Source organism: Paraburkholderia pallida (assembly GCF_004524855.1).
GTDB classification, from domain to species: domain Bacteria; phylum Pseudomonadota; class Gammaproteobacteria; order Burkholderiales; family Burkholderiaceae; genus Paraburkholderia; species Paraburkholderia oxyphila.
Map to the genome: position 1 here is coordinate 1,551,906 of NZ_CP038149.1, position 21,882 is coordinate 1,573,787.

The 21,882-nt window shown below is 60.4% G+C and carries 19 protein-coding genes and 2 pseudogenes; 10 read left to right on the top strand and 11 right to left on the bottom strand.

Features of this window, described 5'->3' with window-relative positions:
- Positions 1-58 precede the first annotated feature (58 nt).
- Together E1956_RS22080 and E1956_RS22085 are read right to left on the bottom strand one after the other, a co-directional pair.
- The gene (locus tag E1956_RS22080; RefSeq protein ID WP_134752922.1) at positions 59-979 is read right to left on the bottom strand and encodes a LysR substrate-binding domain-containing protein; all 921 of its coding nucleotides are present in this window, start codon (positions 977-979) and stop codon (positions 59-61) included.
- Between the two features lie 384 nt (positions 980-1,363).
- A pseudogene (locus E1956_RS22085) lies at positions 1,364-1,513 on the bottom strand (4Fe-4S dicluster domain-containing protein); the annotation flags it as partial.
- A gap of 97 nt (positions 1,514-1,610) precedes the next feature.
- Between E1956_RS22085 and E1956_RS22090 the strand changes: the two are divergent.
- Positions 1,611-1,850 (top strand): hypothetical protein, encoded by a 240-nt coding sequence (locus E1956_RS22090; RefSeq protein ID WP_134752924.1) that lies wholly within the window; start codon positions 1,611-1,613, stop codon positions 1,848-1,850.
- A gap of 32 nt (positions 1,851-1,882) precedes the next feature.
- Here the strand turns inward: E1956_RS22090 and E1956_RS22095 are convergent, their stop codons facing one another.
- Positions 1,883-2,131 carry a hypothetical protein gene (locus E1956_RS22095; RefSeq protein WP_134752926.1) on the bottom strand — a complete coding sequence of 83 codons (249 nt, stop codon included), beginning with the start codon at positions 2,129-2,131 and terminating at the stop codon, positions 1,883-1,885.
- Positions 2,132-2,480: 349 nt separating this feature from the next.
- On the opposite strand from E1956_RS22095, the gene E1956_RS46940 reads away from it, so the two are divergent.
- Positions 2,481-2,822 carry a hypothetical protein gene (locus E1956_RS46940; protein ID WP_232071522.1) on the top strand — a complete coding sequence of 114 codons (342 nt, stop codon included), beginning with the start codon at positions 2,481-2,483 and terminating at the stop codon, positions 2,820-2,822.
- Positions 2,823-2,871: 49 nt separating this feature from the next.
- Here E1956_RS46940 and E1956_RS22105 read toward each other — a convergent pair whose 3' ends face one another.
- The 3 genes from E1956_RS22105 to E1956_RS22115 all read right to left on the bottom strand — a co-directional run bounded on the left by E1956_RS22105 (position 2,872) and on the right by E1956_RS22115 (position 5,160).
- Entirely contained in the window at positions 2,872-3,666 is a 795-nt protein-coding gene (locus tag E1956_RS22105; protein ID WP_134752930.1) for a response regulator transcription factor, read from the bottom strand.
- Positions 3,667-3,713: 47 nt separating this feature from the next.
- On the bottom strand, positions 3,714-4,688 hold the full coding sequence (locus tag E1956_RS22110) for a LysR family transcriptional regulator (RefSeq protein ID WP_167760089.1): 975 nt from the start codon (positions 4,686-4,688) through the stop codon (positions 3,714-3,716).
- 178 nt (positions 4,689-4,866) lie between these two features.
- The gene (locus E1956_RS22115) at positions 4,867-5,160 is read right to left on the bottom strand and encodes a hypothetical protein (RefSeq protein WP_134752934.1); all 294 of its coding nucleotides are present in this window, start codon (positions 5,158-5,160) and stop codon (positions 4,867-4,869) included.
- An 811-nt stretch (positions 5,161-5,971) separates the two neighbouring features.
- Here E1956_RS22115 and E1956_RS22120 point away from each other — a divergent pair.
- Genes E1956_RS22120 through cynR form a run of 5 tightly spaced genes read left to right on the top strand, consistent with a single transcriptional unit; the run spans position 5,972 to position 11,753 of the window.
- Positions 5,972-7,987 carry an FUSC family protein gene (locus E1956_RS22120; RefSeq protein WP_256377776.1) on the top strand — a complete coding sequence of 672 codons (2,016 nt, stop codon included), beginning with the start codon at positions 5,972-5,974 and terminating at the stop codon, positions 7,985-7,987.
- A complete protein-coding gene (locus tag E1956_RS22125) occupies positions 7,984-8,211 on the top strand; it encodes a DUF1656 domain-containing protein (protein WP_232071524.1) in 228 nt (75 codons plus the stop codon). The genes E1956_RS22120 and E1956_RS22125 overlap by 4 nt, the downstream gene beginning before the upstream one ends.
- A 1-nt stretch (position 8,212) precedes the next feature.
- A complete protein-coding gene (locus tag E1956_RS22130; protein ID WP_134752938.1) occupies positions 8,213-9,112 on the top strand; it encodes an efflux RND transporter periplasmic adaptor subunit in 900 nt (299 codons plus the stop codon).
- The gene (locus tag E1956_RS22135) at positions 9,106-10,518 is read left to right on the top strand and encodes an efflux transporter outer membrane subunit (protein ID WP_134752941.1); all 1,413 of its coding nucleotides are present in this window, start codon (positions 9,106-9,108) and stop codon (positions 10,516-10,518) included. Before E1956_RS22130 ends, E1956_RS22135 begins: the two co-directional genes overlap by 7 nt.
- On the top strand, positions 10,515-11,753 hold the full coding sequence (gene cynR, locus E1956_RS22140) for a transcriptional regulator CynR (protein ID WP_232071526.1): 1,239 nt from the start codon (positions 10,515-10,517) through the stop codon (positions 11,751-11,753). Before E1956_RS22135 ends, cynR begins: the two co-directional genes overlap by 4 nt.
- Positions 11,754-11,826: 73 nt before the next feature.
- Here cynR and E1956_RS22145 read toward each other — a convergent pair whose 3' ends face one another.
- From E1956_RS22145 to E1956_RS22160, 4 genes are all read right to left on the bottom strand, one after another.
- A complete protein-coding gene (locus E1956_RS22145; protein ID WP_134752942.1) occupies positions 11,827-13,317 on the bottom strand; it encodes a CoA-acylating methylmalonate-semialdehyde dehydrogenase in 1,491 nt (496 codons plus the stop codon).
- Positions 13,318-13,605: 288 nt separating this feature from the next.
- Positions 13,606-15,471: a biosynthetic-type acetolactate synthase large subunit gene (gene ilvB / locus E1956_RS22150; protein ID WP_197732851.1), complete on the bottom strand. Its 1,866-nt coding sequence runs from the start codon at positions 15,469-15,471 to the stop codon at positions 13,606-13,608.
- Positions 15,472-15,504: 33 nt separating this feature from the next.
- Positions 15,505-15,654 (bottom strand): type 1 glutamine amidotransferase family protein, encoded by a 150-nt coding sequence (locus E1956_RS22155; protein ID WP_197732852.1) that lies wholly within the window; start codon positions 15,652-15,654, stop codon positions 15,505-15,507.
- A 6-nt stretch (positions 15,655-15,660) separates the two neighbouring features.
- Complete coding sequence (locus E1956_RS22160; protein ID WP_134752944.1) at positions 15,661-18,477, bottom strand: 2-oxoglutarate dehydrogenase E1 component; 2,817 nt, start codon at positions 18,475-18,477, stop codon at positions 15,661-15,663.
- Positions 18,478-19,106: 629 nt separating this feature from the next.
- Between E1956_RS22160 and E1956_RS46945 the strand changes: the two genes are divergently transcribed.
- The 3 genes and pseudogenes from E1956_RS46945 to E1956_RS22175 all read left to right on the top strand — a co-directional run.
- Positions 19,107-19,472: a hypothetical protein gene (locus tag E1956_RS46945; RefSeq protein WP_232071528.1), complete on the top strand. Its 366-nt coding sequence runs from the start codon at positions 19,107-19,109 to the stop codon at positions 19,470-19,472.
- Positions 19,473-19,706: 234 nt separating this feature from the next.
- Positions 19,707-19,937, top strand: a complete 231-nt coding sequence (locus E1956_RS22170; protein WP_134752946.1) for a copper chaperone — start codon at positions 19,707-19,709, stop codon at positions 19,935-19,937.
- A gap of 8 nt (positions 19,938-19,945) precedes the next feature.
- Positions 19,946-20,615, top strand: a pseudogene (locus E1956_RS22175) (AraC family transcriptional regulator); the annotation flags it as partial.
- Between the two features lie 97 nt (positions 20,616-20,712).
- On the opposite strand, the gene E1956_RS22180 reads toward E1956_RS22175, so the two are convergent.
- On the bottom strand, positions 20,713-21,810 hold the full coding sequence (locus tag E1956_RS22180) for a porin (protein WP_134752948.1): 1,098 nt from the start codon (positions 21,808-21,810) through the stop codon (positions 20,713-20,715).
- Between the last annotated feature and the right edge of the window lie 72 nt (positions 21,811-21,882).

Genomic DNA, 21,882 nt, shown 5'->3' on the forward strand with positions numbered 1-21,882 from the left:
GTGAAAGACCGGCATGCATGGCGTCATCGTAGGTTGAGATTTTTTTGCCGACTAATGATCAATTCTCTGTAATAGGTGAGTTGAATTCACACAAGAATGGCGTGAGACCGGCGAACTGCATGAACGCCGAAAGCCGAGGTTCCTTGCGTTTGCGCCGTTCCGCAACCAGGTAGTAGTTGCCGGGCGAAGGCACCGTCATGGCGAACGGCCGGATCAGGCGGCCGGTCTTGAGTTCCTCGCCGGCGGTGAGCACGTCGGCGAGACACACGCCGACTTTCTGCAGCGCGGCCTCGATGGCGATGCCCGAGTGGGCGAAGTGCAGGTTGCGCGACGGCGCAGATAGTGCGGCCGCGTGTATGCCGAGCCAGGTGGCCCAGGTCTTGCCGTCGGAGTCGTCGTGCAGCAGGCAGAAGCGTGCAAGATCAGCAGGACATTGAAGGCTGTCGGCCCCTTCGACCAGACCGGGGTGACACACCGGGAAGAATTCGATCGCTCGAAACGGCGCGACCCAGTAGCGTGTCCAGTCGGCGTCGCTCATCGCGTAGAGAATCGTGATATCTGCCGCCGGATTGACTTCTGTGGACTCGCTGTCATGCACCAGCAGATGCACCGTAAGCCCGGGGTAGCGCTGCGCAAACTCACCGATCACACGCGGGAAGAAGCGATGCGCGAGCTCGGCGGGCGCCGATATCTTGAGCGAGCCGCGCATACCCGGGTGCGCGGCGTCGCTGCATGCTTCGGCCATCATGTCGAGTGCTTGCTCGACTGAATGCAGCAGGCGCAGGCCCGCGTCGGTGAGTTGAACCTGGCGGCCCTGCTTTTCAAAGAGCGTCGTCTTGAGCGCCTCTTCGAGCGCACGCACCTGATGGCTGATTGCACTGTGCGTGACGCACAGCTCTTCGGCGGCCCGGCCGAAGTGGCGGTGGCGCGCGGCGGCCTCGAAGGCCCTGAGTGCACTCAGTGGGGGAAGTTTCCGCATGGGTTCGCATGGCGCATGTGCGCGACGAGGGTCGAGGGTCGAAACTCGCTGTGCCCATGCGTCGCTCGCGTCACGACATGGGTCACGCGCGACTATTCTAACGTGCGTCGATGGGTGCACTGCACTTCGCCTGCTCCAACGCGATCGGTGCACCAGCCCTCTTATCCACCTGCCGGGCTTCGCAGATACGACGGGAGCATCACTCGTGTAGCAATCAGACGATGAAATCAATCACGAGCTACACGGGAGTCCACGTCTATCAGCCAGAAAAATTTAGGAAAACAAATTTAAATTATGCCGACCGTCCGCCACCCCACAGGCAGTATGACTTTCGCTACGCACGAGACTGACCGCCGCTGCGGAAGCGAAATCGCGCAACGTGGGCGGTCCGCCGCCGCCTTCCGGCGTGACCCACACAATGTTCTGCGTCGGGTCCTTATGTCACAGGTCTTACAGTGCACGCTGTTTTTGCGCGTTGATCTGCAGCCGGTCGCTACCGTCTTCGTTCTTCACGAATTCGTCGACCGCAGCCGGGTAAGAGCCGCGTATCGTGCGGCAGCGCACAAAGCGTAGGGGAGGCGTAAGCAGGCGCCGCTACACTTGGATCCCCATTCAAATGAGGGATCTGGTCATGAAGCTAGCACTTCTCGTCCTGCCCGCGATACTCCCGGTCATCGCCCTCGCAGCGCAGCCCGATCAAGGCTCTACCGTCAAAACGGAGCGTGTATCGGCCAGCGCCAATGTTCAGGAGAAACCCGCCGCCGATTCGGACGTGATAATTTACGGCGGGAATGATTCACTCCCGATAAGCAAAAAGAAGTGTCTAGCGGTCGACAAAAACGGCTTCTGCACAAAGTGGGATTCGGATTAATCCGCCGCGTCAATTCCCGAATGTGCAAGCCGTCATGCTGGCGGCTCGTCGGCTGCCCCTTTCGCCTCCAGCTCCCGGCGCAGCCTGGTGTTTTCGAGCTCTAGCTTCTCGTTCTCAAGCGAGGCGCGCGTGCTTTCGCGCCTCTCCTTTCGCACCGCGATAAACGTTGCTGTCAGGGCACCGATCAGCGACGCAACTGACGAGATCGTGGAATTCCAAAGCACCGGACTATTCAGCTCATGCGGCACCGAGCCCTGGTCCTCACGAATGGGCTGATCCATCCATTCTTTTGTCAATCGATCGATGTTGGCCTGCAGAGCTGGCGATAGCGCACTCGGCGTTGCGTTCCTTGTTACCGATCGTTCTACTTCGAAATCCCCTCGATCAACACAAGCCATCCATCTGTCGGTGCCACTTCGCAGGCTATCTTCTGTGTCAAGCGTCGAGAGATCCCGATCGGGAATTGCTAAAGAGACACTGACAATGCCTGGGCGGGCGCTCCTGCAGTTGAGCGGAACACCATCGCCTGGATCGGCGGCGGCACATCCAGAGCGCTCGCCGCCGTCCGTTTCGCCTCAACGCTGCCTTCTGCGGTAGTCGAGAGCCAGAGCGAAAAGGATCACGAAAACGTTGAATACCGCCTTGGCGATAGTCTCTGTTTCGCTGGCAACGCCGCCAAAAGCAAAACCCGCAGACACCGCTGCGACAATAAAAAATACTATGGGATATATCACCAAATTCTCCGGGACGCGTGCGTCGTTCGCGGAACCGCAGCAGTATTTAGCACACGTTGCTTCTTCACCTCGCGACGCGGCAATCGTTTTGTCTAAGCGCGCTCGAGTCTTTCTTGCCTTTCGGACAAGCCGATTGTCCGTACCGCTACCTGCACCACAGGCACCGCCGCGCGCTGGCGAAATCACGCTGCATACCGACAATATCTCCGTGCCGAACGGCGAAACCTGGTGCGGGTGAAGTACGTGGCCTCTGTCCGATCTCCTGCGCCACCTTTCACTTGCCGCTTTCAAGGAGGGACTTCCACGCTTGCCTCACTCGTAAATTTATAGCCTGCACCCCGAATCGTTTTGATATACCGCACGCCGTCGGGATCGTTGAGTTTTAGTCTGAGCTGCTTGATATGAACATCGATCACGTTCGTACACGGATCGAAACTGCGCCGCCAAACCTTTTCCAGCAGCATGCGCCGGGTGACGATTCGGTCTTGATTGACCATCAGGTATTCCAGCAGCCTGAATTCGGTGGGACGCAGTGTAACGGCCGTCGAATCGACTGTGACGACACGCGTGATACGGTCCAGCACAATGCCCGATCCGTGCAGCGTGGTGGAGGGTGCAGTTCGATCGAAAGGTTGAACGCGTATCCGGCACATTCGACGGCGAAGCAAGGCGAGCACACGCGCGCTCAATTCTTCGAGATCGACAGGCTGGGTCAGGTAGTCGTCCGCCCCGCAGCGCAGGGCGTGGACACAGCGTTCGACGCTTCCAACGGTATCGATCACCAGTACGGGAACCGCTAAGCCCGCTGTTCGCATCGTCGCGACGAATTTGGCGCCATCCAGTTCCGGCCATCCGTCCTTGACGATCACGAGATCGCAGCCGCCATCCATCACCCGGAACAGCGCGTTACGCGCGGTATCGGCGACCTCGACCAGCAGCCCCTCATTTCCAGGTGCGGCGGCAAATCGGTCGAAAAGCGCCTTGTTTTGTCCAACGCCCAGCACGCGAATCGCGGTCCAGCTGGGGAAGTCCGGGCCATTGCCCTCGCCGGCAAGGTGTGCGTTTATTTCAATTTCAAGCATGGTTGAAGTGGTGCCAGCCTCTTGGAGCCGCTAAATCAAAGCCGGCGTCACGCCGCGGCGACGATCTGCGACTCGTCTTTCGCCGTGGACATCGCGGGCATCGTGGCAGCCGACTCGCGCGCGTGGCCGCGCGCCGTATAGCCCGAAGCCAGGTCGATGAACGCACGAACCCTTCCGGGAAGAAAGTCGCGGCTCGGATAGATCAGCGAGATCTGCATGCCATCGTCGAGTGTCCGATACGCTTGAAGCAGGCGCACCAGCGCCCCACCGTGCATTTCATTCTCGATCAGGCACTCTGGAAGCAGCGCAATGCCCGCCCCCGTTAGCGCCAACTGCTTCTGCATCATCCGACTGTCCACGACGAACGATTCGTTGACCCGCACGCAATGCTCTCCGTCCTCTCCCCTGAAGCACCATCGCTTGTATTTGCCGCGAGCCGCATAGCCAATCAGGCGGTGCGAGCCCAGATCGCCGGGTTGCTGCAGTGCAGCCGTCTGTGCGAGGTATGCCGGAGCGGCAACAGGCACGAGCCGCGAGTGAATCAAGGCGCGCGAAACGTGCGTGATGGACGTGACCATCTCGTCGCTCAATATTCCGACGTCAAACCGGCTCCCGAGCATATCGACTTCCGTCTCGGTGGACGTGACGCTCAAGGAGACATCGGGATAGCGGTCCCGATACTCGGCGAAGATTGCTGCGAAACCCTGCTGCGCAAGTCCGCTCAACATGACCACGCGAAGCTCGCCTGAAATTTCGGTGGATGCGCGCATGGCACGCTCTTCAACCATCGTGAGGTTCGAAAGCAAAGTTCGACAGCCTCGCGCGTATTGCACGCCCACGTCGGTCAGGACCGTTCTTCGCGTGGACCGCTGCAGCAGTTTGACGCCGAGATGCGACTCGAGGTCGTCCACGTAGCGGGTCACGCGCGCCGGCGAAAGTTCGAGTTGTTGTGCGGCCTGGGAAAACTGCTGAGTGTCGACAACCTTGAGGAAGGCCCGCATCGCGCTAAACAGATGATTCACAATATCAGTACGCAGGCGTTGGATGTTCTTGGTGTGCCGCTCGGGGCTTCGGGGACCACCGGCCGAAAACCCGCGGCGTGCGCGACGCCCCTGTGGCAGGGTCGGGGCGCGCACCATGCGGCTCCTCGCCGCGTGACCCCTGCCCTCAACATATGAAGCTCGATGCGTGAGGGAGAGTTCAGCTGCCAAAGTACAGCGTGCAAAAGCTTGCCGGGCCCACGCAGGGCTGCTGCGTCGCGCCGGGATTCGTTTGGCCGTTCTGAATATGCGCGACTTCCGGCGTCGCCGTGGCCGCGCCGATATGATTGATGCCCATTGCGGGTTGCTGGACTTGTGCCACTTGCGTTACACCAGCAGTTTCAGCGACTTGACCTTGCGCTAGCTGACCAGTCGATTGAGCCGATGCGGTCGAAATCGCACCAACAGTTGCAAGCAGGATGACCGAGAGGCGCAGCATGGATTGCTTCTTCATTTTGAATTCCTTCAACATGGACTTATGCGGTTCTATCGATTTCAAAGACGGCAAACCGGGCAAAGAAAGTAAGCGGCATGCATTGATTTACAAGTTCAATTTGCGCAGGCGTTTTCTTCCCGATTCCTGATCCCGGGTTGCGATAGCGAATCGATGGAGCGAATCATGAGTGATCAGTTTGATAAAGTCCAAGGCGAATTTTCGATCTACTCCATTAGGGAAACCGATAATATGGCGATTCCCGATATTAACGAAATGCTTTCATGCGGAATTTTCGCGCCGCGTATTTCACGGACATTTTCCTTCGCTTTGTGTTAATACGCGCACGCATCTTCACCGAAGACGCGTCACTCTCGTCGCGATGAACCTCACGCGCCTCCATGACGGCTTCCATAAGTAAAACCGATCGTCGCTTTCAGAAATCCGTCTTGGACACGATGACCCGGAATCGGCAGAATTTCCTCCGTTGCAATCGAGTGAAACCCGTATCCACCGATTGCGTTTGTCGTAGCCCCGGTTAGGCCGAATGCGCGTCGCCAGGCTCACGGTTCAATCATGAAAATGGCGCGCTTACGCAAGAAATGCCTGCAAGTACCGATCTTCTCATGTGGAACCTTGTTCTCCACACTGGTCTCGCCCTCCCTCCTCCCAACACGGGCACATGCCACCCGGAACCCCAATGTGGCGCTTACATCTGACGTAATCAGCCGTTCGTCGTTATACGCTTGACGCCTTCCTCCGCCGTATTGCCAAAGGATTCCCTGTGCCGCATGCCACTGCCGCAGCGCTTCGGTCGCGCCGCCCATTCACCGTGGAGTTTGGAAAGCTGTCTTTCTCGTTGAGCACTTTTCTCGCGGCAGCACTTGTGCTTGTTATTTCGTTCGCGGCGAGTTTGCCGCGTCCGTGGTGGGCGCTTCTAACCGTCTATGTGACTGCACAGCCCATGGCCGGCGCCTTTCGCCCCAAAGTGATTTATCGTTTCGCTGGCATTGCCGCAGGCGCCTTTGTCACGATTCTGGTGGCGCCCAATTTGCAGAATTCTCCTCTGTTACTGGTCCTGTGCCTCGCAATCTGGATTGGTCTGTGCATTTATCTGGCTGTACTCGATCGCACACCAAGGGCATTCTTGTTTCAGATGGCCGCATTCAGTTCCGCGGTCATTTGCTTTCCGTATCTGGACGATCCTTCGAATATTTTCACGACGACCGTTTCACGCGTAGAGGAAATGACGGTCGCCATTCTGTGTGTGACGATCGCGCACAGGATTGTGCGGCCAGTCGATATTCGCGAGGTCATTCACGAGCGCGCACTCTCCTTTTTGTCCGATGCCTGCCGCTGGACCGCAGAAGCGTTCGGCACTCACCATACGCGGCTCGAGTACGAACATCGCCGCAAGCTGGCCGTCGACGTGACAGAACTCGGCATGATGGCCGTGAATCTGCGCTACGACCCGCGCTTCGCTCGGGCCACGCGCGACACGGTACGGGAATTGCAGCACCGGCTCGCCGTCCTGCTTTCGATTGCGTCGGCCGCCGCCAACAGGCTCGAGCAATTGCGCGCGCTGAACGCGGTAGATGCCGAGACCAGGACGCTGGTCAGCTCGTTGATCGCGAGCCTCAAATCCCCGCAGGACGTGGCCGAAACGCTCGACGAGGACCTCGTGTCCCGTTGTCGCGCACTGGCCGCCCAGCACCTCTGCAGCGCGGAGTGGACTTCACTGCTTGCTGCCAACCTGCTCGAGCGCACCGCCGAATTCATCGAGACGCTGCACATTGCGCGCGGCCTCGTGCGCGCTTTCGCGGAAGGTGATCTCGACCGCCCCACCCAGATGCACGTCGCAAGCGGCGTCGACGAATTTCCGCTTGCGCGCGATCATGGCGTGGCGCTGCTCGCCGGTGCCGCGATGACCACAGCCATCATGATCTATTGCGCCGCGTGGATCCTGCTCGCGTGGCCCAATGGCGCCGCGACGGCCGCGTTCGCTGCGCTCGTGACCTGTTCATTCGCCGCACAGGACGACCCCGCGCCCGCGATAGGCCAATATTTGATTGCGACGCTCTCGACGTTTCCGCTGGCTGCGCTTTATCTGTTTGTGATCCTGCCGCGCGTGGACGGCGCCGGCATGCTCATCGTCACGCTCGCGCCCGCGCTCCTGTGGATGGGCTACATCCAGGCTGACCCCGCTCGAGCGGCGCATGCGTTGCCCATGCTTTCCTGCTTCATCGTTGCAATGGGTTTTCTCGACCGGTTCCAGGCGGACTTCGCCGTATTCGTGAACACCGGGCTCGCGCAGCTCGGCGGGATCGTCACCACACTCGTCGTGACCAAGCTGTTCCGATCAGCCAATTCGCGCTGGACCGCGTCTCGCATCGTGCGCCAGAACTGGGCCGATCTCGCCCAGCTAGCCGATCCGGCCCAGCCGCTCGCCGCAAACGCATGGACTGCGAGGGCTGTCGACCGTCTCGGCCAGGTGGCGGCGCGCATGGCGCTCGCGAGCGCCGACGACAAGCTGCACGCAGCCGATGGCCTGAGCGATCTGCGCGTCGGCCGCAACATCATCCGCGCCCGGCAAGGTCTGGCGCAGCACGATGCCCTCACGCGTCTCGCGATCGAGGCTGCGCTCGGCAAAGTGTCCGCACTCTTTCAGGCGCAACTGGCCGCGCATCATCCGCTGCCCGGCAACGCCCGATTGCTGGACGCACTCGACCGCGCCATCGACATCGTCGCTGCGCAGCAGGTGAGGCGCGCAGATCCCACGCTCATGGCACTCGTCGGCATGCGCTGCAATCTTTTTCCGCACACGTATTCACGTGGAGCCGCCGCATGATGATCGAAGAGATCCGCCTCTTTGGGGTCTATATGCCAGCCGCCCTGTTCTGGGCCGTCATCGCGCTGACCACCACATTCCTGCTGCGCGGAGCCTTGCTGCGCTTTCCCCTGCGCCAGCTTCTCTGGCATCCCGCGCTGATCGATCTGGCGGCCTTCTTCCTGCTCTGGTGGGGCATCACATGCCTCGCCGACACCTGTTTCCCGCACGGCTTCATCTCCTGACATGCAGCGATTCACCAGTTTCATCCGCACCGCCCTGACCGTGGCAGTCATCCTGGGCATCCTCGGCGCCATCTACGCACTGTGGGTGCGGTATCAAATCGAGCCGCTCACGCGCGACGGCAAGGTTCGCGCCGATGTCGTGCCCATTGCGCCCGACATCAGCGGTCTCGTCACGGACGTACGCATCCACGATAACGAAAAGGTCAAGCAGGGGCAGGTGCTCCTGGTGATCGACCCGTCGCGCTACCAGATCGCGCTCGAGCAGGCCAATGCCAATTTGCAAAGCCAGCAGGCGGACTACGACGAGGCCGTGCGTGAAGACCGGCGCAACCGCTCGATGCCTGACGTCGTCGCGACCGAATCCACGGAGCAAGGCACGGCGCGCGTCCAGAAGCTACGCGCCGCGCTCGCGCAGGCAAGGGCCGCGCGCGATCTGGCCGCGCTGAATCTCCAGCGCACGCTCGTGCGCGCGCCCGTAGACGGCACCGTGACGAACGTGGGGCTGCTGCCCGGCACCTATCTAACCGCCGGCAAGGGCGCGATGGCGCTCGTGAACCAGCAGTCGTTGCGCGTGGAAGGCTATTTCGAGGAAACCAAGCTGCCCGCCATTCAGGTTGGCGACGCCGCGAGCATCTATCTGATGGGCGTGGCAAACCCGATCCGCGGCCACGTGCAGAGCATTGCGGGCGGCGTACAGGACCGCGAGCGCGAAGGCGGCGATGCGCAGCTCGCCAACGTGAATCCGTCGTTCACCTGGGTGCGCCTCGCACAGCGCATTCCGGTGCGCATCGCCATCGATTCGGTTCCACCCGGCGTGCGTCTCGTGCCGGGCCAGACCGCGTCCGTGGAGATTCACGCGCGCTCCACAGACGTCGTGGTGCGCAGGAGCCTGCCATGGTGAGCATGCGCGTAATGTGCGTCGCGGCGCTCTGTGTAACAATGGCCGCGTGCGCCGAAGTGGGCCCGGACTACAAGGTGCCGCAGCAGGCGCTGGTCAATGCGCCCGCCGCCAATGGTGCGTTCGTGTCGGGCACATCGGCCGCGACGAACGATCCCTTGCCCGATCACTGGTGGCGCCTCTACGACGATCCGGTCCTCAATCAACTGATCGAAATGGCATTCGCCAGCAATGTCGATCTGCGCGCCGCGCAGGCCAACCTCGAGCGCAGCGACGCGCTGCTCGCGGCGGCACGCACCGCGCGCGAGCCTGATGTCGTGGCCGACGCGTCCACCGACTACACGCAACAGTCCGCCGAGGCCGTGCTCTCGCATGTCCAGCCGCCCAGGCACGAGATCTACAACATGGGCATCACGATCAGCTACGACCTCGATCTATTTGGCGGTATTCGGCGCGGGATTGAGGCCGCCAACGCCGATCATGAAGCCGTCATCGCCGCGCGTGATCTCGTGCGCGTCAACGTGGCCGCGCAAACGGCGCGCGCGTACTCGGATTTGTGCAACGCCGGCAACCAGCTCGAGATCGTGCAGGAGCAGATCGCGGTGCAACAGCGGCACCTTGCGCTCACCCGCGAGATGATCGCGCATGGCCGCGCACCGTCCTTCACGCAGGACCGCGACCAGGGCGCGATCGAAAACAGCCGCGCGCAGCTTGCGCCGCTTCAGGCGCGCAAGCTCAATGCCGCATTTCGTCTTGCGACCTTGATGGGGCAACCTCCCGAACAGTACGACAAGTCCCTGCTCGCCTGCCACACGCCGCTCGAGCTGAAGACTCTGATTCCGACTGGCGACGGACGCGCGATGCTGAGCCGGCGGCCCGACGTTCGCGCCGCCGAGCGCCAGCTAGCCGCCGCGACCGCGCAAATCGGGGTGCAAACGGCAGCGCTCTACCCCGACATCAAGATCGGCGCGTCGATTGGATCGACAGGAGCCGCCGCCAGCTTCTTCACGCCGCTCACTAACCGCTTCGCCGTGGGCCCCATGGTGAGCTGGGACCTGCATCGCAATGCGATCCGCGACCGCATCGAAGCCGCACACGCACAGAGCCGCGTGAGCCTCGCGCATTTCGACAGCACGGTGCTGAACGCGCTGCGCGAAACGGAAACGTCGCTCGATAATTACGCCGCAGCGCTCGACCGGCTGCAGCGGCTCGATTCCGCCCGCATTGCGGCGCGCTCGGTCAACGCGCGCACCGATGAGCTCTGGCGCGGCGGAAAAGTCAGCGGCCTCGAAGCGCTGGACGCGCAGCGCACCTGGCTTGCCGCCGAAAGTGCCGTCGCGACTGCGCAAGCGGACGTCAACAACGACCAGATTTCAACGTTTCTGGCTCTCGGAGGAGGATGGCAATGAAGCTGCCCAAAGCACGCGATGAATCCACCTCGGGCGCCCGTCATCAACCTGACCTTCGCTCGATGTTCGAAAACCACTCTTCGGCACTGCGCCTCACCCAACCTGCAGATTTGCCCGCGATCCCGGAATCCGACAATGCGAGCCACGCTCGCGCGACGCTGGCTCGTCCGGCCCAGCCAGGCACGCGCGGCGAAACCGCAAACGATGGCGAGAAAAACCAGGCCAACGATCAGTCACTCAAACCGCGAACCAAGCGGACCATGCAGCGCAATCCGCTTCTCAGGAACATCAGCTATCTGCTCGCGATCGACGAGCACCGCAACTTTACGCGCGCGGCGGATGCGCTATGTGTGTCCCAGTCGGCGCTCTCACAGAAGGTACGGCAACTGGAGGACGAAGTTGGCGCACAATTGTTCGACCGCAGCGGCCGCGTCGTACGCGTCACCGATTTCGGCGCCGTCTACCTCGAGTACGCGCGCCGCGCCTACAACGACCTGCTCACCGCGCAGCGTGCCATGCAGGACGTGCATGACCTCTCGCGCGGTCAGTTGCGCGTCGCCTTTACCCCGACCTTTACCGAGTATCTCGTCGCGCCGGTCATCGAGCATTTCCACGAGCAGTATCCAGGAATCGTGATCGAAATGACGGAGATGTCGCTCGACGCTGTGGAAAGCGCGCTGATCGAGGACCAGGTCGATCTTGCCTTCGGCTTCGTCGACGTGCGCTCCGAAGAGATCGAGGCGGAGCCGCTGTTCCCTGAGCAACTGATGCTCGTGGTTGGCAAAACGCATCCGCTCGCGAAGCAGCGCACGCCGATCACGCTGGACCAGTTCGCCAGGACTCCACTCGCCCTCCTGACGACCAGCTTCGTCTCGCGCTTCTATGTCGACAGCTATTTCCAGTCCTTCGACATGCAGCCCACCGTTGCCCTGCAGGCGAATTCGATCAGCGCGGTGCTGAAGATCGTGAGCCGCGGAAAGATTGCGACGATCCTTCCGAGCACGATCGAATTCGAGCATCGCGACCTGCAGTACGTCTCGCTTGATCCCGCGTTTCCCGTGCGCACGGCCGCGCTCCTCAGGTCGCGCCGTGCGTACCGCTCCACGGCCGCCACCGCCTTCACGGAGACCGTGCTCAACCTGCTCAGCGACGGTTGCCTTTCGTCGCTGCGCACGCTGACGCAGCGGATCTGGCAACCGGCTGGCCAGGCCGCGGACCATTCGCGCCAGCCGTAACCGTAGACGCGCGAGCCGTGCCTCGCGCCAGATCGCGCCCAATTATGGATCTATTCATCGTGAATTCCGCACCTTATGCGATGCTGTCGGGCCAGCGCTGCGTGACGCTCTTGTAGCGCGTGAGAAAGCGCACGGCTTCCTGGCCATACTGGTGATGATCACCAAAGAGCGAGCGCTTCCAGCCACCGAACGAATGCCACGCCACCGGGACCGGACTCGGCACGTTGATGCCCACCATGCCCACCTGAATCTTCCGGGAGAATGTGCGCGCCGCCCCGCCGTCGGAGGTGAAGAGCGTTACGCAGTTCGCCAGTTCGTGCGAGTTCACGAGTGCGATCGCACTCGCGAGATCGGGTACGCGGACAACCGACAGGACCGGCCCGAAGATCTCCTCTCGCCAGATGCTCATCTCAGGCGTCACATGGTCAAAGAGCGAGCCGCCGAGAAAGAAGCCTGCATCCAGACCGGGCACGGCATAGCCGCGACCATCGACGACGAGCCTGGCCCCTGCCGCGACACCCGCATCGATATAGCCCGACACCTTGGCGCGGTGCGCCGCGGTAACAAGCGGCCCCATGTCCAGATTGGGCTCCATGCCGCCGCCGATCCTGAGCGACCGCACGCGCGACGCCAGGCGCTCGACCAGTTCATCGGCAATATTCCCGACCGCCACTGCGACCGAGGTCGCCATGCAGCGCTCGCCGGCCGATCCATACGCCGAGTTGATCAGCGCATCGACTGCTTGATCGAGATTGGCGTCGGGCATGACGACCAGATGATTCTTCGCGCCGCCCAATGCCTGCACGCGCTTGCCGCGCTTTGCGCCTTCGCCGTAGATGTATTCGGCGGTCTCCGTCGAAGAGACGACGGTTATCGCGGCCACATCGGGGTGCTCGATCAGCGCATCCACAGCTTCCTTGTGGCCTTGCACGACATTGAACACACCTTTTGGAAAGCCGGCCTCGATGAACAGCTCAGCAAGCCGGATCGATGCCGAAGGAGTGCGCGACGAGGGTTTGAGTACGATCGTATTGCCGCACGCTGCCGCCATCGCAGCCATCCACAGCGGAATCATCGCCGGGAAGTTGAATGGCGTGACGCCCGCGACCACGCCGATTGGCTGACGTAGATTCCAGCTGTCCATGTCGGCGCTGATCTGATCGCTGAAGTCGGTCTTGAGCAGATTCGGAATGCCGCACGCAAATTCGACAACCTCGATACCGCGCTGCACCTCGCCCTTCGAGTCCGAAAACAGCTTGCCATGATCGCGCGTAATGAGCTCTGCGAGTTCGTCCTGATGCTCTTCAAGCAGTTGCTTGAACTTGAACATCAGACGCGCGCGCTTGATCGGCGGGGTTTCACTCCAGGCGGGAAACGCCGCATTCGCAGCGGCGACCGCGGTGGCGACATCAGCCGCGTTTGCGAGCGGCACGCGGGCCGAGATTTTGCCTTGCGCCGGATCGAATACGTCGTCGAACTGCCCGCTTGCGCCCTCGGCGTGTTGACCGTCTATAAAATGACTCAGCTCGCGCACACGCGTGGCGCTTTGGTTTACTACGATCATACGTACCTCTACCAAGTTAGATTTGCGGTTCGCGCTTTTGCAATTCTCGCGCCGCTACACCCACACTGCGCCACACGCAGTCGATGTGACCGTTCAGTGCAATCCAGTCCGTGTCAACTGTTGAAAACAGTCTACGTTATTCGGTTTTTCACCTGTTCCTCCAGCTGTGATGGTTTGGGGACATTTCCTGCTGGTTTTTGGCCATCACGTTAATTTCTCCTGTCGCTAAATACGCGCCTGCCATTCTCCAACGCGTGACGCGCTCCCAAAACGGTGCTCGCATCGTCTCTAGAACATATCCGATGTATATTTCCCCCCACTGCCTCCTATCCTGCCTTCCTGATCCGTCCGGGACGGTATAAACGGTCCGGTATTCATCGTCGCGTAGCTTTGCCCCGGGCCCACGATCGGAAACACATCGGCGTTCTCGTCGATCATCACCTCGAGAAAAGCGGGCCCCTCGAACGTCACGAATGCCTTGAGTTTCTCGTCGAGTTCGCTCGTGGTCTCGACGCGAACAGCAAATTCAAATCCATCGGCCCTGGCGGCCATGACGAAGTCTTTGCGATGAAGAGACTTGTCGCTGACAAACATCCGTCCGTCGTAAAAGAGCCGCTGCCACTGCCGGATCATGCCGTCGCCGCGATTATTGAGGAGCAGCACCTTGACGGGCACGTTGTACGTACTGGCCGTTTCCAGGTCGCCCATATTCATCCGGATGCTGCCGTCGCCGTCGATGTCGATGACGAGCGCATCCGGCCGCGCCAACTGGGCGCCAATGGCTGCGGGCAATCCGAAGCCCATCGTGCCCATGCTGCCTGACGTCAAAAAGCTTCGAGGCTCGACGAACTCGAAAAACTGCGCGGCCCACATCTGATGCTGGCCAACGCCCGTGCTGACGATCGCTCGGCCGCGCGTGATCTCGCTCAGCTTTTCGACGACATGTTGAGGCTGGATGGCGGCGCTCTCGCGGTCGAAATTCATCGCATAGGTGCGCTTGAGCTCCTGCACCTGCTCGAGCCACGCCGAATGCACATCCACGACTGCGCGATGCTCCATCAATGACGACAGCGCATCCTTCGCGTCGCCCACGTGCGCCCAGCTCGCGCGCTTGACTTTGTTGATCTCTGCGTCGTCGATATCGATATGCGCAACATGGCGCGCACGCGGCGCGAATCGGTCGGGCTGCCCGCCCACCACACGGTCATCGAAACGCGCGCCGACCGCAATCAGAAAATCGCAGTCTTGCGCCGCGTAGTTCGCGTACGCGGTGCCGTGCATTCCCAGCATGCCGAGACTGAGCTCGTGTTTGGCCGGAATAGCGCCAAGACCCATCAGCGTCGTCACGACAGGAATCTTGTAGCGCTCGGCAAACTCGCGCAGCTCGGCCGTTGCACGGGCAGTCATGACGCCGCCTCCGACGTAAAGCAGCGGTCGCTCGCTTTGCCGCAAAAGGTCGAAGAATTCATCGCGTTTGCTATCATCAAGACGTGCGCCTTTCGCCAACGTTTCAAGGCGATCGGAGTAGCCCCGAAAGCGCAAGGTGCCATGCCCCTGGTAGGGCCCGATCCAGTTCTGCACGTCCTTTGGCACGTCCACAACGACCGGGCCCGGCCGGCCAGTGCGCGCCACTTCAAACGCAGTGCGCAGCGTCTGCTCGAGCCTGGTCGGGTCCGTCACGAGAAACACCTGCTTTGCGCAGGCGGACATGATGTTGAACACAGGCGCTTCTTGAAACGCGTCCGTTCCGATCATGGCGCGCGGCACCTGTCCGCAAATCATGACGACCGGTACTGAATCCCCGTTACAGTCGGCGATTGGCGTCACCGCATTCGTCGCGCCCGGGCCGGACGTCACCATAAATACACCGACCTTTCCGCTGGCCCGCGCATAGCCGGCCGCCATGAAGCCCGCCGCCTGTTCGTTGGCGGGAACGACGAAATTGATTTGACGCTCGGGTTCGGCGGCATGCATTTCGTTGAAACGAAACACCGCATCGTAGGTCGGCAAGATTGCGCCGCCGCTATATCCGAACAGGGTTTCGACACCTTGTTCGGCGAGCACCCGCAAGATGATGTCGGCGCCCGACATTAATTCGTTTGAATTCGACGCAGTCGAAGTGGCTTCTGAAGCAAGGTTGCGGTTCTGGTTCATGGCTGTCTCATAGGGAAACGGGCGCTGACTGGATCAACGGCCAAAATCAAGGGACGATTCATTAATCAGATGCTGTGCATAGAAAGGTGCGCCGTACAGACGGTTCGCTTCCTGAAACACATCCATCGGACCACTCGCCTCCAGCGGCTGAAATCCTGCATAAGGCATCATCCCGACATGCATGTGCCGCTACTCCGCGAATGCACTCAAAACAAGCGCTGACTGTCTTTCCGCGTGCACCGAGTGGTAGCCCGGTGCAGTCGATGCCGATGCCGCGGGACCCGCATACCGCAACGTCCCGCCCGAAGGCAGAATCTCGCGCAACTGCGGCTCCACGAAGGCCCATGCACCCTGATTCCGCGACTCCTCCTGGCACCAAACCACGTCCTTCAGGTTCGGAAAGCGCGCGAACTCCGCAGCCAACTGTCGCGCCGGAAACGGATAGAGCTGTTCGACGCGGATGATCGGCGTATCGGCAATGGCGGATGTGCGACGATGTTCGAGCAGCTCGAAGTAGACCTTGCCCGAGGTCACGATGACACGCTCGACACGCGAAGCGCTCGACGGCTCGATTTGCGAGTCGAGCAGGATTTCACGAAATTTCCCCTGAGCCAGTTCATCGAGCGTGCTGACCGCTTGCGGGTGACGCAGCAGCGACTTGGGCGTCATCACGACGAGAGGCCGGCGATCGAATGCGAGCGCCTGCATTCTCAGCAAATGAAAGAGTTGCGCCGGCGTGGTCGGTTGCGTCACCCGCATGTTGTCTTCCGCGCTCAGCTGCAAGTAACGCTCGAGCCTGGCGGACGCATGCTCGGGCCCTTGCCCCTCCTGCCCATGAGGCAAGAACAGCGTCAACCCGCTAGCCTGCCCCCACTTCGCGGCACCCGCTGCGATGAACTGGTCGATGACAACCTGTGCGCCATTGGCAAAGTCCCCGAACTGGGCTTCCCATATCACGAGCGCGTTGCGGTTCACTGTCGAGTAGCCATACTCGAACCCCAGCACCGCCGCCTCCGAGAGAATCGAGTTTGTCACAGTGAATCGGCCTTGCGCCTCGCCAACATGATCGAGTGGAACGAGCACGCCATCAGAGCGGCTCGCCCGTCCTGGATTGTGCAAAACGGCATGACGGTGATTGAATGTCCCTCGTGCGCTGTCCTGCCCGCTCAATCGAACGTCGATTCCGTCGCGAAGCAACGAGGCAAACGCCAGGTGTTCGCCCATCCCCCAATCGACCCGTCTCGTTCCGGCTGCCATTTCGCTGCGCGCGACCATCATCTTGTTGACCAACGGATGCAGTTCATAACCGTCTGGAACGGTCGATATCCGCTGTGCGAGGGCCCGCAGCCATTCGGCCCCCGGCGGGCTGTAGCGAAGCGGATCGAAATTGTTTCCGTCAAGACGAGTCCAGGTAGATAATTCGGCATCCTGATTTTGATGCGAATTCTTAAGAAGCTCCCGGCGCGCGTTGACGGCGCTTTCGGCGTCCTCCGGCGTCATCACGCCTTGCTGAATCAATTTTTGAGCATATAACGCCCTCACGCCCGGATGGCTCGCGATTGCGCGATACATCATGGGTTGCGTGATAGCAGGGGTGTCTTGCTCCTGATGCCCATGCTTGCGGAAGCAGACGAGATCGATAACGACGCTTCGCCTGAACTCGGTGCGGTAGTCGAGCGCGAGTCGCACGGCCAATACGACCGCTTCGGGGTCGTCGCCGTTCACGTGCAGAATCGGCGCCTCGATCATCTTGGCCACGTCCGTGGTGTAGAACGACGAGCGCGTGTCGCGCGGATCCGAAGTCGTAAAGCCGATCTGATTGTTGACGACGACGTGGACGGTGCCGCCCGTGCCGTGCCCGCGTGTGTATGAAAGGCTCAACGTTTCCATCACGACGCCTTGTCCGGACATCGCCGCGTCACCGTGTATCTCGACCGGCAGCACGTCGCCTCCGCCCCCTTCGCTCAAGGCTTCCGCCTTCGCGCGCGCCATGCCTTGCACGACAGGGTTTACGACTTCCAGATGTGACGGATTGAATGCGAGCACGACTTCGACCGGCCCATCGCCCGTTTGCGTGACGCTCGCAAATCCTTTGTGGTATTTGACGTCACCTGCCGGAAGCGGGTCGATATTCTTGCCGTCGAATTCATCGAAGAGCGCATGCAAAGGCTTGCCCGCGATGTTCACCAATACGTTCAAGCGTCCGCGATGCGCCATGCCCATCACAACCGAGCGCACCTTCTTCGATGCGCCATAGCGCACGAGTTCGTCAAGCAGCACGATCAACGATTCGCCGCCCTCGAGCGAGAATCGCTTTTGTCCGACATATCGCGTGTGGAGGTATTTCTCAAGTCCTTCGGCGGCCGTCAGGCGCTCGATGATCCGGGCCTTGTCCACGGCAGTGAGCGTTGGTGTCGCCCGCGTGGACTCGAGCTGCATCTGCCACCACTGCCGCTGGCTTGCATCGGTCAGATGCATGAACTCGGCGCCCAGCGTGCCCGAATAGGTCGCTTCGAGGGCCGAAACGATGTCTTGCAGCGTCGCGTCGTCGTCGAAAAGATACGTATCGGCCGTGCTGAATTTCGTCGACATGTCTGCGGCCGACAAGCCATAGTACGCGGGCGTCAGTTCAGCGTACGCGCGCGGCGGCGTCCACATTAATGGGTCCAGATTGGCCTCGCGCGTGCCGATCATCCGGAACGCCGCGATGAGCGACTGCACCGCCACCTGCTTTCTGGCCAGGGCAAGTCCGTTATCAAGCGGCGCGGGCGGCATTGGAGCGCCGCGCGCGCGCCTGGCCAACTCGACGAAGCTGGAAACCACGGGCGCATGCGGCGCGTCATCGCGATCGCTGCCATCGATGGCGGGGGTTTCGCGCAACGCGTTGAAATACCCGCGCCATTCGTCCGTGACCGATGCCGCATCAGCCAGGTAAAGCTCGTACTGCTCCTCGACATACGGGGCGTTTTCCCCGAACAAAAACGAAGTCTGACGCTTTTTGAACATGGTGAATCTGTCCTTAATCGGTGTCCGGTCTCACGTCGAACACGACATGTAGAACCATTCGCACTGAATCTTCAGAATGCGGTATTCCCGGCTATGCGTGGGCTTATTCCCAAGCCGCTTTCTTGAAACCAAGTCTAGTGAGACGGCGTGGCGGAGGAAACAATCACGTAGCGCGATACCAGGCCAACCAATGTGAGATTTGGGCCACGTCACCGCGTGGTGGCCACGCTGGCGTGATTCGCGTCTTTTTACCTGAGAGAAAAAGACATTTTCAGGACTCGATGCCCTTGATACATGACTGTTGCGATGAGCCGGTTTAACGCGGTTGGCGCCGTGCGGCCGCAGACAGACTCTCGGACTCGACGGCGCAGACGAGCATCGACGTGGGCTCCAGTCGATTCGCTGGAGGCTGCCAAATAATGGAAGGATGATTCCCGATGCCGAGGGATTCTCCCAGCTATTGCAAGCGCGTAACTTTGTAAAACTTCCCGGGGACGCAGCATCTCCGAGTTTTTTTACCTGTTTTTCGGTTCCCAAGGCTTTTACCGCATCACACCGCGCGTGTGCATCAGATGCGCGCCGGAATTCACAGCGTTGAGCAATTTTGCATATCGAAACAGGAGAGTGGCGTGAGCGCCGTACCCAACCCGTCTGTTAGTGCTAATGCGCCGGTAGCGTCCCGCAGCAAGATAGTGACGATGGCGATCATCGCTGGGGCCGTAATCACCAACGTCTATCGCACTCAGCCGATTCTGCCGCTGATCGCGGCAGGGGTACACCTCGACCTGACGACCGTCGATCTCGTCGCCGCCGCAGTTCGCAACCACCGCCACGCTTTTCCTCGTGCCCGCGGTCTTTTGCATGATCCATTCGCGTCGCAATTCCACTTCGTCGACGACGCCGATTTCTGGAGATTCGATCCATGTCGTATGAAGCTACACAGCGCGATGCGCTTGCGCTCACCGCGTGCGCCTATCAAAAGGCGCTCGATCTGACCCAGAGCCGGCACGATGGCGGCGGTCAGCTATCTGGATGTCGTGGAAGCGCAGTCCGCAGCGCTCGAAACGCGACGCAGCGTAATCGAGATCCGAACCCGGCGGCTCAATGCGAACGTGGACCTCATACGCGCATACGGCGGGGGGTGGACCACGAACGCTCGCGGCGGTAGTGCCACGCCGCATTCCTGAGGAGTTCGGGTTGATTGAACTGTTATCGATTGGAGATGAGAAATGAAATTTTCAGTGAAGGAACGAATCCGTTCAGACGATGTGTCGAGAATTGAGTGCGCGATGAAATCGGTCGACACCGACGCAAAGGTGCATGTCGACATTGATGCAAACGCGGTGAGTGTGGACTCCTGGCTGATGCCAGAAGAATTCCTCGTCGCCTTCTTTGACGAAGACTATACCGTGCGTATTGTCGACGGTAGTACATCGCCGCTACCGACGACTTCGCATTAGCAACGTTCATGAAGGTCGCGATTCTAGTATTTGACGGTGTGCAGGCACTTGATGTTCAGGCCCGCTCGACGTATTCGCGGAAGCCAACACGTTTCTTTCCGTGCATGAAAGGTACGAGGTTTCGCTCGTGGGGGTCTGGGCCGGCACCGTGACCTGCTCCAGTGGGATGGGCGTCTCCATACCCTTGGCCTTCGCGGATATCAACACGCAATGCGACCTCCTGTGGGTGGCAGGAGGGTCACAGTTGCCCTACGTTGAACCATCAAGCGAACTGTTGATGTCGTTGCAACGCCAGGCGCGCGGCGCGACGCGTTTCGGCTCCGTTTGTAATGGCGCGTTCGTGCCGGCCCATGCCGGACTTCTCGACGGGAAGAAAGTCACGACACACTGGGCAGACGCGGCCCGTCTGGCCAACAAATTCCCGTTGACGTGCGTGCAGGCAGGATTTTCGTGCGTGACGGATGCCTCTTTACGTCGGCTTGGGTAGCGGCCGGTATCGACTTGTGCCTGTCGCTCGTTTCGGAAAACTTCGGGCATGAACTGGCGGTGCGTGTTGCGAAACGTCTGGTTGTCTACATCCAGCGAGAAGGCGGCCAGTCGCAGTACAGCCCCTATATCGGGGTGCGCAAGGACGAAGGTCCGATTATCGGCACAGTACACTGGTACGTTACCTTGCATGCCAGACTGGCGCCGACTTCTCGCTCGATGGCGGGCTACACTTGAGTTGACGGATAACGAGCGGCATTGTGAAAACGGCACCAGCCTGCGCCGCAGATCAGAAGATATGGCGAAATCCGACCGCCACACCCGTTGTCGTTCCGACAGGAGCGGACAGCGCCTCGGTAGTTGACAGGCCCGTGTCCATGTCCCCATGGTTGTTTACCACCGCTACCTGCGCATAAACTAGACTTGTGCGTGATAGCGCGTAGTTCAAACCCAACGCTGCAAGCAACGAATGATTCGCCGCCGTGTGGCGCTGCGCTTCATACCAGAGGCCCCCATTCAGATCCACCTGCGGAAGCACCAGATAATCCAGGCCACCGCCATAGACGTTGTTGGAGACGACGCCGACCTTGTAGTTGACAAATGACGCCTTGCCGGTGATAGCACCAATCTTGTACGAAGCACCTATTTGACGTCCTGAGACGTCTACCGGCAATTGGGTCGGTACGGGGGTGGCTAGCGCCGTGCCGGTGCTAGCATTAGCGTTGAAGTACGACGCGCCGACCATCAAGGTACCGTTGTCGTACTTCAGGCTCGCCGAATATTGGCGCCCGTTCTGAAACTCTCCTGCTACACCGCCCAGCGAAAGCAGCGCAGTGCCCTGAAAGCCATAGAAGGTCGGCGAAGTATATGACACGGCATCAGGCGTGAAGATCCCAGTGGCGAATAAATTGTCCACATACACTACCAGACTGCTGCCAGTTTCGGACAGCTCACGAGGATCAAGCTCGTAGAGCTGCAGGAAGAACGGCGAAAATTGCAAGCCGGCCTTGATCTCACCAAACCCGCCACTCAACCCTGCATAAGCTTGACGGCCGAAAAAATTTCCGTTCGAAGAGTTATAGCCGCCGTTCCCGACGTTGATCCCGCTTTCCAGTCTGAGTTCCGCCTTGAGTCCGCCACCCAGATCTTCGATCCCGTTCAAACCGAAGTTTGATGGTCCAATGCCGCTGTCCGTGAACGAGTACTGGTGTCCAAGGTTCTGCCCCGTGGCACTGTCAAGCGTTTTGCTGGTGTAGAGTAGCCCACCGTCCAAGAGGCCATATAGCGTCACGCTGCTCTGCGAATCGGCATTTTGAATGGATCCCACTGCGATTGCCGCAACCACGCCTGGAACGATACCGATACGCTTATACTGTTTTCGCGCCATGCCCCACGTCTCCTCAATTGTCAGGCTCTATCGTCGATATAAATGAGTTAAACGAAAGTCCAATAGTCTTTC

Coding starts and splice junctions, on each gene's coding strand:
- E1956_RS22090 (WP_134752924.1), top strand. CDS start 1,611: ATGAAGCTAGCACTTCTCGTCCTGCCCGCGATACTCCCGGTCATCGCC.
- E1956_RS22130 (WP_134752938.1), top strand. CDS start 8,213: ATGCAGCGATTCACCAGTTTCATCCGCACCGCCCTGACCGTGGCAGTC.
- cynR (WP_232071526.1), top strand. CDS start 10,515: ATGAAGCTGCCCAAAGCACGCGATGAATCCACCTCGGGCGCCCGTCAT.
- E1956_RS22160 (WP_134752944.1), bottom strand. CDS start 18,477: ATGTTCAAAAAGCGTCAGACTTCGTTTTTGTTCGGGGAAAACGCCCCG.
- E1956_RS22170 (WP_134752946.1), top strand. CDS start 19,707: ATGAAATTTTCAGTGAAGGAACGAATCCGTTCAGACGATGTGTCGAGA.
- ilvB (WP_197732851.1), bottom strand. CDS start 15,471: ATGAACCAGAACCGCAACCTTGCTTCAGAAGCCACTTCGACTGCGTCG.
- E1956_RS22180 (WP_134752948.1), bottom strand. CDS start 21,810: ATGGCGCGAAAACAGTATAAGCGTATCGGTATCGTTCCAGGCGTGGTT.
- E1956_RS22145 (WP_134752942.1), bottom strand. CDS start 13,317: ATGATCGTAGTAAACCAAAGCGCCACGCGTGTGCGCGAGCTGAGTCAT.
- E1956_RS22115 (WP_134752934.1), bottom strand. CDS start 5,160: ATGAAGAAGCAATCCATGCTGCGCCTCTCGGTCATCCTGCTTGCAACT.
- E1956_RS22080 (WP_134752922.1), bottom strand. CDS start 979: ATGCGGAAACTTCCCCCACTGAGTGCACTCAGGGCCTTCGAGGCCGCC.
- E1956_RS22135 (WP_134752941.1), top strand. CDS start 9,106: ATGGTGAGCATGCGCGTAATGTGCGTCGCGGCGCTCTGTGTAACAATG.
- E1956_RS22105 (WP_134752930.1), bottom strand. CDS start 3,666: ATGCTTGAAATTGAAATAAACGCACACCTTGCCGGCGAGGGCAATGGC.
- E1956_RS22095 (WP_134752926.1), bottom strand. CDS start 2,131: ATGGATCAGCCCATTCGTGAGGACCAGGGCTCGGTGCCGCATGAGCTG.
- E1956_RS22125 (WP_232071524.1), top strand. CDS start 7,984: ATGATGATCGAAGAGATCCGCCTCTTTGGGGTCTATATGCCAGCCGCC.
- E1956_RS22155 (WP_197732852.1), bottom strand. CDS start 15,654: ATGCATGTCGGGATGATGCCTTATGCAGGATTTCAGCCGCTGGAGGCG.